Genomic DNA, 16,097 nt, shown 5'->3' with positions numbered 1-16,097 from the left:
GGGGAGGCCTACTCGACCCACGGAACGGGCACGCCAGCTCGACCCACGGAAGAGTTACCCGGGCGCCCGATCATCGTCGGTCTCGGCGTCGGGCTCCCGTCTGCGCGGTACATCGCCACCGGCGACCTGATCGGCGAGCTCGAGTCCGGCGCCCGCGTACACGTTGAAGGCGATGCCGACTCCGTGGCCTCGTGCCCAGGCGACCTCGTCGTCGTAGCGGGCGACCGCGGCGACCTGGCCGCTGAATCCGGACTCGCGCAGACATTCGAGCGCGGTGACGTTCGCGCCGTGGCGCGGCATCGCCAGCACCGCGATCCGCACCGAGTCGGAATGGCGGAGCTGATTCCAGAAGTCCAGGTCGGTGGCGTCGCCCTCGATGACCCGCAGGCCCTGCTCCTTGAGGCGGCCGATGCGCGGACCGTCGTAGTCGACGCCCACCACCCGCAGCCCGTAATGATCGGTGAGCCGCTGGTAGGCGGCGAATCCGACGCGTCCCATACCGATCACCACCACCTCGGCATCACCGGCGTCGCCGGGCCGCTCCTCGGGATGCAGCTTGCGTTCGTCCTGGTCGGGCAGCCGGGCCGCGATCTTCTCCACCATCAGGTGTCCACGCCCGTTGACCAGCGCCGACACGACGAAACTCATCGCGACGGCGATCGACATCTCCACCAGCCAGGCCTCACCCAGCAGGTCGGCCGTGACCCCGACGGACACCACGATCAGCCCGAACTCCGAGTAGTTCATCAATCCGAGTCCGGCCAGGATCGCGGTGCGGTACCGCAGTTTCAGGAACGACAGCAACGCCACGTACCAGGCCGCCTTGAACGGCAGGAACAGCAGCATCAGCAGGGCGACACCGATGGTGGGCAGATCCGGCAGCCCGGTGAGACCGATCGACACGAAGAACGCGACGAGCAGCAGTTCCTTGATGTGGAACAGCGACCGGGCGAGCTCGGAGGCGGCGGGGTGCGACGCCAACAGCACCCCGACGATCAGGGCACCGAGGTCGCCCTTGAGCCCGACGGCGGTGAACCACGCGTATCCCGGCACCAGGGCCATCACGATCCCGAACAGCGACTGCATCTCCCCGTGCCCGAGCCGGCTCCAGATCCGACGCAGCACCCAGGTCAGCGGCCACAACCCCACCAGAGTCAACGCCCACGGGCTCGGCATCTCCCCGCCCGTGGCGGTCAGGAAAACCACCGCGATGACGTCCTGCATCACCAGGATGCCGATGGCGACGCGGCCGTACAGCGAATGCGATTCGCCGCGCTCCTCGAGGATCTTGACGACGAACACGGTGCTGGAGAACGACAGCGCGAACGCCAGCAGCGCGATGGTCTGCAGGCTCTGCCCGGCGAGCATCGCCATGCCCGCAACCGCCGCGATCCAGAGCGCGATGCTGCCGAACACGACGCTGACCAACATGTGCACCGACGTCGTCAGCCACACCTCGCGGCGCAGCAGGATGCGGACGTCGAGTTTGAGTCCGATCGCGAACAGCAGCAGCGTGACGCCGAGGTCGGCGAGGATGTCGAGCTGCGGGATCTCCTCGACGTCGAGGCCGTTGATGACGAACCCGGCCGCCAGGAACCCCACCAGCGGGGGCAGGCGCAGCGCCATGGCGAGGCCCCCGAGGCCGAAGGTGACGACGAGGTAGATGGCGACTTCTGTCAAGCGTTTCCCCTGCTCATAGCGGCATGCCCGGTGCCGGTACCGGCGGCCACACCCCTGCGGTTCGAGTTCTGATCCTGCGGTCGGGTGCACCAAGTATCGCGGCTGGCACCGGATTCCTCCACGGAGCGCGACACGACACCGCACCGGCCGCCGCCCCAGGACCGGAAACGGATTGGTACTGCTACGACAGTCGGTCGTATGGTTGTGCCTGTGAACGTCCTGCTTGTCGTCGCCGCCGTGATCGTCTTCGTGCTCGCCGCGATGTGGCTGGTGGTCGGCACCCTGGGCATCACCGGCCGGCTGCGCCGCAATCGGTGGCTGGGGGTGCGGTCGCCCGAGACGTTGCGTTCCGAGCAGACGTTCGCCGTCGCCAACCGCGTGGCCGCGCCGGGTGAGTTGGCGGCCGCCGGCATCCTGGTGCTGGCCGGAATCCTCACCCTGGGCGTGGGTGGGTACTGGTCGCTGGTGTTCGCGGTGGTCGGCCTGGTGGCCGCGATGTTCGTGGTCGGGATCGTGAGCGCCTACGGGGTGCGTGCCGCTGCCGCGGTGCCGGCCGATACCGGTTGCGCGTGCTGTTCATCGGCAGACGCCGCGAACACGGAGCACGCTGATCAGGCGCCGCATGACCACAACCCGGCCGACCCCGCCGCCGACTGCGGGACGTCGAGCTGCGGGGCATGCAGCCTGCGCGGAGTGTGCGCGGACGAGTCGTCGCGGAACTGAACCAGGGTGGCGTCCCCTGTGGCGGTCGTGCGCGACTGGCTCAACCGTTCCCCCATCGACGGGTTCATCCTCGCCATCCTGGCCGCGGTCGTCGTGGCCGCATTCCTTCCGGCGCGGGGTGATGCGGCCGAGGTCCTCGACTGGGTGGTCAAGGTCGCGATCGCGGCCCTGTTCTTCCTCTACGGCACCCGCCTGCATCCGCGCGAGGCACTCGACGGTCTCAAGCACTGGCGGCTGCATGCCACGATCCTGACGTTCACGTTCGTGGTGTTCCCGCTCATCGGCCTGGCGATGAAACCGCTCGTCGAGCCGCTGATCGGCGACGACCTCTACGCCGGCATGTTGTTCCTGTGCCTGGTGCCCTCGACGGTCCAGTCGTCGATCGCGTTCACCTCGATCGCCCGCGGCAACGTGCCGGGAGCGATCGTGAGCGCGTCGGCGTCCAACATCATCGGGGTGGTGCTGACACCGCTGCTGGTCGTCGCGCTGATGAGCACCGAGGGTGGCATCTCCGTCGACGGCGGTTCGATCCTCGAGATCCTCGGTCAGATCCTGGTGCCGTTCATCGTCGGTCAGCTCGCCCGACCGTGGGTCGGGCCGTTCTTCGCCCGGCACGCGAAGGTCACCAAGTACGCGGACCGCAGCACCATCGTTCTCGTGGTCTACGTGGCGTTCAGTGAGGGCGTGCGGGAGGGCATCTGGTCGATGGTCAACGCCGGCCAGTTGATCGCGGTCACCCTGATCTCACTGGTCCTGGTGGTGGTGATGCTGATGGTCACGCGCTGGGTGCCGCAACGACTCGGATTCTCGCGCGAGGACGTGATCGCGATCCAGTTCTGCGGCACCAAGAAGAGCCTCGCCACCGGACTGCCGATGGCGACGGTGTTGTTCGCGGGGTCGACGGTGGGCTTGATCGTGCTGCCGCTGATGATCTTCCACCAGATCCAACTGATCCTGTGTTCCTGGCTGGCCACGCGTTACGGGCGGGAAGCCGACGCCGCGACGGCCTGAACACGGGCGAAACCCCTCCCGGGCGAGTCCACTGCGAGGAAACGATAGTTCGCTAGACTATCCGCATGAGTGCCGACCCGACGCCGACCGTTCGCGATACCGGTGATCCCGCTCCCGTTCAGCGCGAGGTGGTCGGTGACGCGCCCACCGGCGGTGACCTGGAGGCCGCGATCGCCCACCAGGTACGGCTGCTACGTCGCAACGCCGGCATGTCGGTCGCCGACATGGCGGCCAAGGTCGGCATCTCCAAGGCGATGCTGTCGAAGATCGAGAACGCCCAGACCTCCTGCAGTCTCTCCACTCTCGCACGCCTGGCCGCAGGTCTCGACGTCCCGGTCACCTCGCTGTTCCGCGGCGCCGACGTCGACCGCGAGGCCATTTTCACCGAAGCCGGCAAAGGTGCCGTGATCGTCGGCCGCGGTACCCGGGTCGGCCATCACTACGAGTTGCTCGGCGGACTCCGCGGCCAGCACAAGCGTCTCGAGCCGGTGCTGGTGACCCTGACCGACGACAGCGAGGTGTTTCCCCGCTTTCAACACCCGGGTACGGAGATGCTGTACATGCTCGAGGGCGTCATGGTCTACGGGCACGGCAAGGCCGAGTACACGCTGCGCCCCGGCGACTGCCTGCTGCTCGACGGCGAAGGAATCCACGGACCGCACGACCTGGTGCGCCTGCCGATCCGGTTTCTCGCGGTCACCGCCTATCCGGACAACCACGAGACGGAGTAGACGAGAGCGGCGGTCTCGACGACGCTCACTCCGCGGCGCGAGACCCCCGGCGGGAGACCATGCTGGAGAACGTGCCCACGTCATCACCTACCCGCACCCGATGGTGGCGACGCCTCGTCGCCACCATCGGGCTCGTCCTGCTGAGCTGGGCGCTCGGCGCCGCCGTGGTGCGGGTGGGCCTGGATCTGACCGATCGGCTGCCGTATTCGCCGCGGTCTGAATGGCTGTACCTGCTCGTCGCGGTGTGCGCGCTGGCCGTGTCGGGCGGTGGCAGCGCCCTGGCAGTCCGCCGGCATCGGCGAGCGTCCGGGCATCGACCACCGAACTGATCCGGGTGGTCAGTCCTGCTTCACGGGTGGCGCGCCGCTGCGGATCCGAGCGACCTCGGCGCGGGCGAACTCGACCTCCGGGGTATCACGTCCGCGGGCCACGGCGAGCGCGTCGGCGAGGTCGTGGGCGGCGTCGAGGATGTGATCGGCCCGGCGGCGTTCCCCCCGACTCCCGGCCGCCTTGTGATATGCCTTGCGGGCCTTGCGGTCTCCGCTGAGCGCAGCCAGCTCGGCGGTTGTGATGACGCCGCTCTCGACCTCCGGTGCCATGACGTCACGCATGAACTGCCGTTCGCGGGGCACGGTCATCTTGAACACCCGCACCACGACGAACAGGGCGATCGCGATGATCACGATCCACGACGGGACGAGCAGGAGTTCGTTGCCGCCGATGAGGGCGGCGTCGGCGTCCCAGACGAAGTGCAGCACGACCGGAATCGCGATGAGCGCGAGGCCGCGTCCGACGTTGCGGGGTTCGGCGGGCCGGCCGAGCAAATAGACCAGGCCGGCACAGAAGATGGCCGAGTAGAGGATGTGCGCGGCCACGCCGACACCCATCCGCAGGACCAGGGTGCTGAAGATCGACTCGAGCTGATTCGCACCGAACTGCTTTCCGGCGGAACTGAGCCCGTATACGACGTCCTCGACGATCTGGAACCCGAGTCCGATGAACGCGCCGAGGATGAAACCGTCGTATGCGGTGCGGATCAACCGCGGCGCCAGGGCGATGAGCAGCACCAGCCCGGCGCCCTTCGCGATCTCCTCGGTGAACGGCGCGGCGAGACCGGCTCCCCAATCCAGGTAGAACACCTGCCCGAAGAACTTCGCGTACATCGACCGCATCGCCTCGTTGGCGTGCGCGGCCATCGCCCACGTGGCGGCCATCCCGCCCCACAGGAAGGCGACGACGATCAGCTTCGCCGGTTGGCTCGCGTAGCGGTCGATGCGCTGGGTGAACCACCAGAACAGCGCGCCGTAGACAGCGAAGACGATCACCGACGCGGTGATGGCCGGACCGTAGGCGCCGGATGCGCCCGCGATCATCGTGACCAGTTCGACGGTGCCGATCGCCACGAGCACGACGTACACCCAGAAGGCAGCGTTGCGGGGCTGGAAGAAGTGGAACTTCCGTCCCCATCCCGACGCCTCGATCGCGGCCAGTCGCTTGTCGGCGAGATCCTCGCTGGCGGCTGTCATCACGTCTCTCCCTCGGTGCGGACGTTGATGCTGGCGATCATGGCTGCGAGTTCCTCGGCGTCGCTTTCGTCGTAGTCGAGCGGTGCCGTACCGACGACCTGGATGCCGAGCCCATCGACGGAGAACGCGGCGATGACACCGTCGACCTGAGGGTTGCTGAACCGGGCGATCACCCCTTCGGTCCCATCGTCGGTGCGGATCGCGACGGGGTCCTCGGTGATTCGGAAGTCGCTCCCGAGAGCGTCGTTGGTGTCCTTGATCTGTTCGAGCAGCGCCTCGGAATCACCGGTGAACGGTCCGGTGCGCACCGAGAAGGCCACACCACCGTCCTCGACTGCCGCATCCCTCGGGTATCCCGTCGCCGGAGTCCCGACGTTGTCGCGGACACCTGATGTGATGCCCCAGCCGACGGACGGCACGAAGGTGACCCCACCGGACAGCTCGAGGATGTCGCCGGCGACGACGTTGTCGTCGTAGCCGATGCGGTCGTCGATCGCGGGCAGGATCACCGCCATCAGCACGGCGATCGCCGCCACCACCGCTGCGGGTAGGAACGTCGCCTTGTCGAGGCCGAACCATCGACGATTGGCCGGAACCCACCGGTCGTCTGGCTCGAAGTCCGATTTCGAGCTCCCCGGAGCCGCGCTCATGTGTGTCCCACCCTTACGTCTTGTTTCCGATCAGCGGTGACGGTACCGCCCAGAGCACTGCCCCGCCTGCCGCGGCAGCACAGGTGCGCCGGCCAGACGATACGACATGCCTCGTCGGAAAGAACGTGCCAGGTCAGCCGACCGGCCGTGACAGCGGCAGATTGACGAAGCTCGGCGACCGCGGATCGAGCTGGATGTGCTGCGGCTTGAGCTGCGACTCGTTCAGCAGCGGCCGCAACGGGAGCCCGCGCGGCAGGTTCATCGCGAACACGTCCACGCGCAGCCGGTGGCCCGGTTTGATCAGCGCTTCGGTCGGCAACAGTCCGATGTCGATGGTGACGGGCCGGCCCGGGGTGACGCGCTCACGCGTGTCCAGCGTCAGTGTGTAGAACGGGTCGATCACGTCGCCGTTCGGAGCGAACTGTGATTGCGATCGGTCGTAATTCCGCAACGACGCCGTCACCTGGCCGGAGCTGATGACCTTCGACGTGCCGTCGGGCGCGACGTCGTTGAGGGTGGCGGTCCAGTATCCGTCGGTCGCGTCCATCACGGCGTTCACCCGGACATTCGAATAGCCGGAGACACTGCGCGCGGTACGCATCGGCGCGCTGGTGAAGGTCAGCGCATTGTGCTCGGAGATTCGGGCGTCCTCGGCGCACCACGGGAACAGGGCCGTGACGCCGGCCATCTGTTGGGCCGAGTCACGCGAGCACAGGGTCAGCACGCCGGGTGAGATCGTCATCCGACCCCGCGACCCCGTCGGCTCGGCGGTGAGACTGCCGTCGCGTACGGCGTGCGGTGCTGTGCCGCTGCGGCGGTCGCCGAGGTACAGGCGCTGGCGAGTCATCCCGGCACGCGGGAACTGCTGTGCGGTGATCCAGGAGTCGCCCACCTGTTTCAGGTTCACCGGCCCGTAGGAGTCGATGCCGTTGTCGATTCCCTTGAGCCACTTGTCGAACCAGGCTTTCTGCAGGACGTCGAGGCGCGGTGGTGCACCGGCCCGGCCCTGAGCGCCGCCGATGGTGAGGTGATAGCCGTCGCCCATGATGAGCTGTTTGCGGCCGGGAGGCAGCGGGATCTTGTCGTACATCCGGACCTCGCTGTTGGTGAAGAGGTCGAACCAGCCGCCGTAGATGAAGGTCGGGGTGGTGATGCGTTCGGCCCGATCCAGCCATGCGGTGCGTGGTTCCGATCCCGACCGCAGGAGTTTCTCCATCTCGGGCGGCACCGACGGGATGTCCGGGGTGAGCAACGCCGCGAACAGTTCCGGGTAGAAGGTGAACGGGTCGGAGATGCGGTCGGCGAGCCACTTCCAATCGAAGGTGCCGTTCAGCATGGACGCGACATTGGGCACCATCTTGGTGGTGTTGACCAGGGTCAGCCACATCGGCAGGAATCCGACACCGAGCGCACCGCCGGGCGCGACGATGTCGCGGATCAGGTCCCCGCCGGGTTCGACCGGGAAGATCGCCTCGAGTGCCTCCGGGTTCTTGTTGGCCGCCTGGATCTGGTTGATGGCCGAGTAGGAGACCCCGGACATCCCGACCTTGCCGTTCGAAAAGCCTTGTTGCGCAGCCCAGTCGATCACCTCGACGGTGTCGCGCTGTTCTCGGCTCTGGAACACGTCCCACGTGCCCTGGGAGAAGCCGGTGCCGCGGACGTCGACCACCACCTGGGTGTACCCGCTCCGGACGAGGTCTTCATCGACCAGGAACGTGCGCGCCCCGCCGTCGGTGAGGCCGCCGGTGAAGTGCGAGATGTCGGCGATGTCGCGGATCGGTGCGGCGATCTGACCGATCCCGTTGACGAGCTGCGTGAGGAACGGCCCGAGCACCGGGTTCTGGGTGGCGGCGGAGCCCACAGCGGTGATGAGTTTGGTGTACGGCGTCATGTTGACGATGACCGGATGCTTCTTCGCCGTCGCGCGGCCGGCCTGATCGGCGGGCCGATACACGTTGGCGCGCAACACTGTTCCGTCACTCATCCGGATCGGCACGTCCCAGGTGACCGCCACGCCCGGATAGGGCTGGGGTCCGTCGTGGGAGGCCACCCATCGAGCTGCCGGTGCGCCACCACTCGGCGGCGGCGCCGCGCCCGCGGTCGCCGGAACCAACACCATCAACACACCGAGGGCCGCGATCACCGCAGCCCGCGCCACGGCTCCCGCCCGCATTACTGTTCCCGCCCGCACGTCGCCGAACCCCCCGTTCAGATGTGACCCCAGCCGAGTTGACCAACCGAGTTGGCCAAGCGACCGAAAGGTAACAGAAAGGTGTGCGCTATGTCACCGTTCGTACAACGGTGGGTGTGCGTCTCAGTTGCGGCTGATGTCGATCGGGTGCGTCGCGAGCAGCGGCGTCGGCCATGTCTGGCGTCGGAGCACCGCACCCCACAGGTCGGTGGTGGTCGGCGCGAGCAGATCCTTGGCGAGCGCGGAGGCGAGGATCCAGCTGTTCTGTTCGAGCTCGCCGTCGAGCTGACCGACACCCCACCCCGAGTAGCCGGCGAACACCCGCACGCCGTCGAGCACCGCGGAGAGCTCTTCGGGGTCGGCGTCGAGATCGACGAGCACGACACGGCCGTCCACCGGGCGCAGGGCCTCGAAGCCGGTGATGTCGGCGCCGAGTTTCACCACTCCGAGACAGAGAGCGGCGTCCTGTTTGACCGGACCTCCGACGAAGAGGGCCCGCGGGGATGCGGACAGATCGGCCCACTGCGGCAGCAGATTGTGCACGGCCGTTTGGCTCATGCGGTTGAGGACGACCCCGAGGCTGCCGGCGTCATTGTGCTCCATGACGTAGATGACGGTGCGGGCGAACGTCGGCTCGAGCAGATCGGTCGCGGCGAGAAGCAGTGTCCCGGGCCGGACGCGGCGCGCGGCGGGCGCATCGCGAGGCGAGCCCTCGGCCCCCTCGGAGTAGAACTCGGGGGTCGGTTCCTCTGACTCGTCGCCGGCGGCCACCCCCTCATCATGGCATGGCGGGCGGGTCGAGGTCGGTACTCTGAATCAGTGATGTCTGGGTCGCCCCATGCGACCCCCGGTCTACGGGGGTTCATTCGTTCACTGGGCCATTCACCCGGCCTCGGACGACTGCTCGCGGTGCGCCTGACCAGCCAGATCACCGATGGTGTTTTCCAGGCTGCGCTGTTCGCGTCCATCCTGTTCAACCCCGAGCGACACGCCGATCCGTTGGCCGTCGCCGGTGGCCTCGCGGTGCTGTTGTTGCCGTACTCGCTCATCGGCCCGTTCGCCGGCGCGCTGCTCGATCACTGGGACCGCCGCAATGTCCTCATGTACGCCAACGTGATTCGGGCCGGACTGATCGCTCTGGTCGCCGTGTGTATCGCGGCAGGCGCCAGCGAGACCGTGGTGCTGATCGGTGCGCTCGCCGTGACCGGCGCCAGTCGGTTCGTCGCATCGGGGCTCTCGGCGTCGTTGCCGCATGTCGCGCACCGCGACGTGATCGTGGCGACCAACGCGTTGTTCACCACCCTCGGGGCCGGGATGCTCGCGGTGGGCGCCGGCATCGCGGCGGTGCTGCGCGCGATCTTCGGTCCGGACAACTCCGGCAGTGCGTTCACCACCCTGGGCGGCGTCGTGATCGCGTTGATCGCCGCGACGATCGCGCACGGGTTCGGCCGTCTGCAGCTCGGTCCCGACGAGCCCGACGATCCCGGACGGTCGGCGGTGCACGCGATCACGGTCGGTCTGGGTCACGGTGCGCGGGCGGTGGCGCACTCGCGCACAGTGTCGGCGGCGTTGTCGGCGATCGGCGCGCATCGGCTGGTGTTCGGGATCAACACCTTGATGCTGCTCGTGTTGAGCAAACAGGCCGGGCTCGGCGACGGCCTCTTCGGTGTCACTGTGGTCGCCGGCTTCACGGCGGGCGGCGCGTTCCTCGCCGCGGTGGTGACGCCGATCTCGGTGGAGCGGTACGGCCGGCGGCCGACGTTGGTCGCGGCGATGCTGATCGGTGCGGTCGCCGAGCTCTCGCTGATCACCTTCAATCCGGTGGTGTTCTGCATCGGCGCCTTCGTGCTGGGTCTCATCGGTCAGATGGCGAAACTGTGCGGCGACGTCGCGATGCAGGTCGACATCGGCGACATGGTGCGCGGACAGGTGTTCTCGGTGCAGGACGCCGTGTTCAACATCGCCTACGTGGGTGCGGTGACCCTCGCGGCCGTTGCCATCCCGCCGGACGGGCGATCGGTGGGACTGCTCGTCTTCGGTGTGGTCCTGTATCTCGTCGGCGCGGTGGTCGTGCGGGTCGTGCACACCCCGCCGCACCACGGCCCGCTGGCCGTCACCGACCCTCGAATCGAGGCGACCGGGCATCAAAGCTGACGTCGGCGCGGCCGTCGCCGTCGGAATCGACGAGCACCCGATCGAACCGCCCGTCGCCGTCGGAGTCCACGTAGAGACGTTCGGCCACGGGGACACCGCCGCGGCGCGTACCGACGAGTTCGATGTCGTCGGTTCCGTCGCCGTCGAGATCTGAGGCCACGACGATAGTGTCGGCGGCCTCGGGCGGTTGGGGCGGCTCGGGTGGTGGTGCCGGATCCACGACACGGCCCGGACGCGGAGGTGGTTCGTCGCGGTCGGGATCGTTGCGGTCCGGTTCGGACCGTGCCGCCGGCTCACCCCACACGCCGCTCCCGTCGTCGCCGTAGAAGTCGTCGGGTCGTCCGTCGTCGTCGCGGTCGAGTGCCACGGTGTCGGCGATGCCGTCGGCGTCGGTGTCCCACATGGCGTCGTCACGGCGGCCGTCGCCGTCGAAGTCGAGTGTCACCGCGTCGAGTCGTCCGTCATGGTCGACGTCGGTGTCGGGCGCCGACACCCACGAGGTGGTTGCGCCGTCCCCGGTCCCGAACAGGTACTCGATGGGGTCGTCCATGCGGTTTGGACGCAGCGCTACCGTCGCAGGTTCCACCCGCCGGTTCTGGGGCCCCGCCGTCGGGCTCAGTGGTGGCGGTGGCCGGGCAGGTGATCGGATTCGATCGTCATCTTCGGCCACGGCGGCTGACGCAGCACCGCGGCCGAGCCCAGCGCGGCGGCGATCAGACCGGTGATGACGCCGATCATGGCCACCCGGCCCGAATCCACCACCGGGGTCCACGTGGTGGTGCCGTCGGTGATGGTGAGCGCGCCGACCGTCACCGGCGCACCGCGGAAGCCGCGGCGCGACACCGGAATCATCGTGGTGCGCTCGTCGATGACCATGGGCTCACCGAGAAACCGGCCGCGGCCGACCTCGGGGGCGGGTGGAACCGACATCGGGTCTCCTTGTCGTCGGGGGACTTCGGGCTCGGTCCCGGGCGGCCGGGATCGATCCGTGCAGATCAAGTATCGGCACCTCGGCGCGATCGCCGGGTCGACGTCCTCCTTATTGGGTGAGAGGGAGATCAGCATTGCATGGGCTGTTCGGTAATACAGCGTGGCGACTTCTCCCGACGCGCGACGGCGCTTATGTGTCAACCGCTTCCGGATTGGGGTCGGTGGTGTCACCGATGCTGGAGGAGTCCACCCAGACTCTGTGAGCGTCTCCGACGGTGAGAACGCGCGTGGCTTTACTGGATGAGTCGTACGGTCTGAGGATGACGGCGGAACCGTCGACAGAGTCGACGGTCGCATCGAGAAAGGATGCGACCAGGCCGAGATCGTGCTCGCTGTCGTCGAGCGTGACGGTGAGCGGGGTAGTGACGGCGACGTTGATGCGTGCACCCGGTATGAGCGCGGGACCGTCGACGGCATCGACGGTGAAGCCGAAGGGCGCCCAGGTCGCTGTGGCGGGCCTGCCTTGCAGCAGCGTCGCGGCCTCGAAGAGGCGTTTGAGATCGGGTGTGGAGACTTCTGCGGGCATGCGGAGTAGATCGGTGCAGTGCTGCTGAATGATGCTCAACGCGCTAACGACCCTAGCTGTGAGATGTAAATCGGAGTCGCGGGCGTGCTGCAAAGGTGTGCCGAAGCCGTATCGGCGGGGACCGTGGCTCGGGCTGATACCGATACAGACGTCACGCTCCAGTGCATCCATGAACGCGAAGGAGTCGATGAGATCGGCCGGAAGTCGCCCGCTGACGTCCCAACTCATGCTGATTCGGGCGTCAATCTCGTCGACTCCCGGCATGTGCCTAACCTCGAGCGTGAACAGTTCGGCGTCATCGGCCCACACGGTTCGGAGCCCTCCGCGGACGCCCGTACTCGACTCGGTTCGATGCAGTAGCAGTTCAGCAACAACTGCGCCGCCCGGATCACGGGCACCGATGATGAGTCTCGGAGGCGAGTCTTGCTCACCGCCCTCAGACGAACTGGCTCCAATGCGGATCTCGGCGCTGTCCACAACGCCACCCAGGTTCCCCGGCATATCCAGCTCGGCTGACGCCGCGTCGGCCGGAATATGAACATCAGTTCCGAAATCGAGGAACTGCTCAAAGCTCTGAGCGAGTTCGGGATTGCCCGCGGTGTTGACCCGCACCCTTGTGGTGACAGGCCGCTCGTCGAGGGCGGCCAGAAATTTAGCGTAGACCTTGATATGGAGCCATAGAGGGCCTTGCTGCTCAGCGGCCACGGCGACGAGCCAAGGCTCCTCCGTCATCACGGGCGGACCGTCAGAGGTCTCAAAGTGGTAGCGGAAGTGCGGGTCATTGTTAGCGGCGCGTGCGAGGGTTCTGATGCGTTCGCCAACGTCGCTGGGCTGCAGCCGTTGATCAGGCGTGGCGGTCCCGTCGCCACGGATGATGGCAGTGAGGTCGGCGAGCTGTTCAACTAGGCGGTCCTTGCCTCCGTTGAGGTAGTAGTCGACAAGGTCAGGGTGGCGACCGGCGAGAATATCAAGCTGAGTGAGGCCCATCCACGACCACGACGTGATCATCAGTGACGTGACCACCTCAGCGATCTGCGCGAAGTAGCCGGGGCTAGGGTCGCGTGGAGTCACCAGATGCCACTCGGTGATCTCCCACCCTTCCGAGGTGGCTGTATCTGCAACGCTGTTGAGCGATTTCCTCACCTGACGAAACTCGGTGTTATTGAACTTTAGCGCAAAGTTCTTGACTTGAAACACTTTTCGGCGCGCTTCGCCGTCTGGTACGAATATGTCGATACCACCATCTGGCCCCGGCGTGAACTTCTGCCCTGTCGGGTTGTCAGCGCAAACGAGCATCGCGACGGTGTGCTCCAGTTCGCCACTGTCGAGTCGTGACCAAGGGATCCGCGCAGTTGACATGACTCTTTGTACCGCAACAGGACAGGGAGCGAGAAGCGCGGGATGATGCCAACCCGGCCATCGATGTCGGATAGCCGCGAGAACTCAATAGATTTCAATCCGCATTGTGTTACTTGGGACGAAGTATGTTCCTGCACAACGCATTCGGGCAGAGAACTATGATCCTGTCAAATATCGGTTTACATCCACGCGGCAAGTATTATTTGACACCCTTGCGAGTGACAGCGAAGGTGAGACTGTGACACCCAACCTGGGACACTCCCTCGCCGGCATCGTCGATGACTACAAGCAGCGCTCCGGGCTGTCGGATGCGCCGATCGCAACCAAGTTCGGCATGAGCCGGATGATTTTTTGAATCTGTGGCGCAGAAAGATTCGCGCACTGCCGAGCCACGGCAACCTGGTCGCGGTTGCTCAGGTGACTGGCACGTCGTATCGGGCCGTGTTTGATGCCGCGCTGGCCGACTGCGGATACCTCGCCACTCCCCCGCCGGGGGACGAGGTGTTGCTGGACGGGATCGTGGCGATGTCCCGCACTTCGGCGGCCTGTTGGGGCGCTCGGTGACACCATCAGAAGCAGCACGCCTCAAGACCGCGTGGCAAGCCGGCAGGCCACGCACTCTGAACTCCATCGCCGACGCCCTCGACCCCCAGGACGGCATCCGATGAGCAGTCTCGACGCGCCACTCAACGATCTGCACGACCAACTCGAGGCACTGCAGCGCACGGTCCTCAGTCTGGAGCGCGACTATCGCGCACTGGCTGAGCGCGACGACCTTGCCGTCTACGATCTCGGTGACGAGATGACACCCGGAGAGTGCATCGCTCGCATCAGCGGGCGCTGGCGGCGCTACGCCGCAGCATCAACGATGCCGAAACAAGGCGCTCGGAGGCGAAGGAAGTCGCTTCACGCCTTTCCATCGTTCATCGCCAATAGGCCACGCAGCCATGAACGTAACAGAAATGTCGCCTCGAAACCGGTGGCGTGACCTGCACCTACATCGAGTAATCTTGGGGACCGAATTGGTCGAGCACAACAGCCCGATTGCCGACATCCTTCAGCCGTCCACAACAAGGCCATGATTTATTGCTTCCGCAAGATCAGTCCAGGCGCAGAACCCAGCTGATTGTTCCGTTCATCGACCAGGGGACTGATCGGCCGGACCGGGCCGCATAGTCGAACACAGACACTCGGTCACGGCACAGAACGCGATGGACGCCGTCAGAACGCCTAATCTGCTTGACTGTGGAAGCCGAAAGAGCTGCAGACGACGCCGCCGCTGCAGGCAGCAACGCGACGCCCAAGGGACCCGACCTGACTGGCGCCGACTTGGCTGGTAGGAATCTCAGGCAAGCGGAGCTAGCCCACGCGCTCATGTACGGCGCAACACTCGCCGGCGCAGACCTAACGGGGGCTCAACTGCGCCACGCAGATTTGCGGTACGCGAATCTGACAGAATGCAACCTCGCGAGTGATCCCCATAGGAGGGCAGACCTCACTCACGCAAGGCTGCGCGGTGCGGAACTCATACGCGCTAATCTCGAGGGTGCAGACCTCTCCGACGCCGATCTGAACCTCGCCAACCTGACCGGCGGCATATTTGACCACGCAATAATGCGTCGTGCATCATTTTTCTCCGCAAATCTCAGCGATGCGCGCTTCGTCGGCACATACATGCCTCAGGCATACCTGGCCGGCGCGAACCTAGCCGACGCAAACTTCGCGGGCGCCGACCTCACGGGAGCCAATCTGGTTGGCGCGAACCTAGTTGGTGCGAATCTGGCATCGACGAACCTCTCTTTCGCCGACCTTACTCGCGCGAATCTGGCGGGCGTCGACCTGACGGCCACAAAACTCACTGGCGTGAAAGCAACCACCGCTGCCTACCCCGTGGCAATTTTAGAGATTTCCGTTGATATGGAGGCCGATGCCGACCCGGAGAGTCTGGCCTATATCCTCCACGCCATCGCCACTCTCTGCGAACTCGTGTCATCGCTATACGGTTTCCTGCCGACGTCGGACACCCAGACTCCAGATCAGATCGAAATCGTCACCTCGAGGATGACCTACGGAAGTCCCCTGGTCACCTGGCTGATAGAGAACTGGCACTACATCGCAGGTACAGGTGGGCTCGGCGTCGCGGCTCACCAAGTTAGACGCGATGTACTCAAGGGTAAAGACAGTAGGCTTTTCAATTTGAGTAAGTTGATTGGCCGCAAGACAGAGCGTGTCGCATGGAACGAAGTTCGTGATACGGCTAATCGCGAAGAGATTTTGCGCCTCACGTCCGCAATCGCCAAGCACAATGCGGACGTAGCCGAACACCAAGCTAGATATGTGGAAGCAGTACTTAAAATTGACGCAATGACTAAAAGTGACGCCACTGATAGTCTCTTTCAACAGCTGGAGGCCATCGATGTTGGGACACGGGAAGAGATTAGACGCGCCGTCGAGGCACTAACGCCCCTGATAAATCGAGGAATTGAGATCCGAGCGCTGAGACTGGAGCCCGATGCTGAACAACAGTGATGAGGAAGCTGGCGAGCGTTCCTCCAG

General features: G+C 65.8%; 15 protein-coding genes. 7 read left to right on the top strand and 8 right to left on the bottom strand.

Features of this window, described 5'->3' with window-relative positions; translation table 11 throughout:
• Positions 1-54: 54 nt before the first annotated feature.
• A complete protein-coding gene (locus tag VZC37_RS16495; RefSeq protein ID WP_330433642.1) occupies positions 55-1,680 on the bottom strand; it encodes a cation:proton antiporter family protein in 1,626 nt (541 codons plus the stop codon).
• A gap of 198 nt (positions 1,681-1,878) precedes the next feature.
• Between VZC37_RS16495 and VZC37_RS16490 the strand changes: the two genes are divergently transcribed.
• The 4 genes from VZC37_RS16490 (at position 1,879) to VZC37_RS16475 (ending at position 4,474) form a co-directional block, all read left to right on the top strand.
• A complete protein-coding gene (locus tag VZC37_RS16490; protein ID WP_330433641.1) occupies positions 1,879-2,403 on the top strand; it encodes an SdpI family protein in 525 nt (174 codons plus the stop codon).
• Between the two features lie 6 nt (positions 2,404-2,409).
• Positions 2,410-3,414, top strand: coding sequence for a bile acid:sodium symporter family protein (locus tag VZC37_RS16485; protein WP_431309426.1), 1,005 nt, complete (start codon positions 2,410-2,412; stop codon positions 3,412-3,414).
• Positions 3,415-3,479: 65 nt separating this feature from the next.
• Positions 3,480-4,145, top strand: a complete 666-nt coding sequence (locus VZC37_RS16480) for a helix-turn-helix domain-containing protein (protein WP_330433640.1) — start codon at positions 3,480-3,482, stop codon at positions 4,143-4,145.
• A 71-nt stretch (positions 4,146-4,216) separates the two neighbouring features.
• The gene (locus tag VZC37_RS16475; RefSeq protein WP_330433639.1) at positions 4,217-4,474 is read left to right on the top strand and encodes a cell division FtsX domain-containing protein; all 258 of its coding nucleotides are present in this window, start codon (positions 4,217-4,219) and stop codon (positions 4,472-4,474) included.
• Positions 4,475-4,483: 9 nt separating this feature from the next.
• On the opposite strand, the gene VZC37_RS16470 is transcribed toward VZC37_RS16475, so the two are convergent.
• The 4 genes from VZC37_RS16470 to VZC37_RS16455 form a co-directional block, all read right to left on the bottom strand.
• Positions 4,484-5,671: a PrsW family intramembrane metalloprotease gene (locus VZC37_RS16470; RefSeq protein WP_330433638.1), complete on the bottom strand. Its 1,188-nt coding sequence runs from the start codon at positions 5,669-5,671 to the stop codon at positions 4,484-4,486.
• On the bottom strand, positions 5,671-6,321 hold the full coding sequence (locus VZC37_RS16465; protein ID WP_330433637.1) for a hypothetical protein: 651 nt from the start codon (positions 6,319-6,321) through the stop codon (positions 5,671-5,673). Before VZC37_RS16465 ends, VZC37_RS16470 begins: the two co-directional genes overlap by 1 nt.
• Positions 6,322-6,454: 133 nt before the next feature.
• Positions 6,455-8,440: a CocE/NonD family hydrolase gene (locus tag VZC37_RS16460; RefSeq protein ID WP_431309431.1), complete on the bottom strand. Its 1,986-nt coding sequence runs from the start codon at positions 8,438-8,440 to the stop codon at positions 6,455-6,457.
• Positions 8,441-8,635: 195 nt separating this feature from the next.
• On the bottom strand, positions 8,636-9,283 hold the full coding sequence (locus tag VZC37_RS16455; protein ID WP_330433635.1) for a YqgE/AlgH family protein: 648 nt from the start codon (positions 9,281-9,283) through the stop codon (positions 8,636-8,638).
• Positions 9,284-9,334: 51 nt separating this feature from the next.
• On the opposite strand from VZC37_RS16455, the gene VZC37_RS16450 reads away from it, so the two are divergent.
• Positions 9,335-10,666 (top strand): MFS transporter, encoded by a 1,332-nt coding sequence (locus VZC37_RS16450; protein ID WP_330433634.1) that lies wholly within the window; start codon positions 9,335-9,337, stop codon positions 10,664-10,666.
• Here VZC37_RS16450 and VZC37_RS16445 read toward each other — a convergent pair.
• The 3 genes from VZC37_RS16445 to VZC37_RS16435 form a co-directional block, all read right to left on the bottom strand.
• Complete coding sequence (locus VZC37_RS16445) at positions 10,626-11,216, bottom strand: hypothetical protein (RefSeq protein ID WP_330433633.1); 591 nt, start codon at positions 11,214-11,216, stop codon at positions 10,626-10,628. The two genes, VZC37_RS16450 and VZC37_RS16445, sit on opposite strands and share 41 nt — an antisense overlap.
• A 65-nt stretch (positions 11,217-11,281) precedes the next feature.
• Positions 11,282-11,596, bottom strand: coding sequence for a hypothetical protein (locus tag VZC37_RS16440; protein WP_431309425.1), 315 nt, complete (start codon positions 11,594-11,596; stop codon positions 11,282-11,284).
• A 190-nt stretch (positions 11,597-11,786) separates the two neighbouring features.
• Positions 11,787-13,541: a hypothetical protein gene (locus VZC37_RS16435; protein WP_330433632.1), complete on the bottom strand. Its 1,755-nt coding sequence runs from the start codon at positions 13,539-13,541 to the stop codon at positions 11,787-11,789.
• A 664-nt stretch (positions 13,542-14,205) separates the two neighbouring features.
• Between VZC37_RS16435 and VZC37_RS16430 the strand changes: the two genes are divergently transcribed.
• On the top strand, positions 14,206-14,529 hold the full coding sequence (locus VZC37_RS16430; RefSeq protein ID WP_330433631.1) for a hypothetical protein: 324 nt from the start codon (positions 14,206-14,208) through the stop codon (positions 14,527-14,529).
• 257 nt (positions 14,530-14,786) lie between these two features.
• The gene (locus VZC37_RS16425) at positions 14,787-16,070 is read left to right on the top strand and encodes a pentapeptide repeat-containing protein (RefSeq protein WP_330433796.1); all 1,284 of its coding nucleotides are present in this window, start codon (positions 14,787-14,789) and stop codon (positions 16,068-16,070) included.
• Positions 16,071-16,097: the final 27 nt, after the last annotated feature.

The organism is Gordonia sesuvii (assembly GCF_036350415.1).
GTDB lineage: Bacteria > Actinomycetota > Actinomycetes > Mycobacteriales > Mycobacteriaceae > Gordonia > Gordonia sesuvii.
Note: the sequence above shows the minus strand (reverse complement) of the source record. Positions and strands in the feature narration are given on the sequence as shown.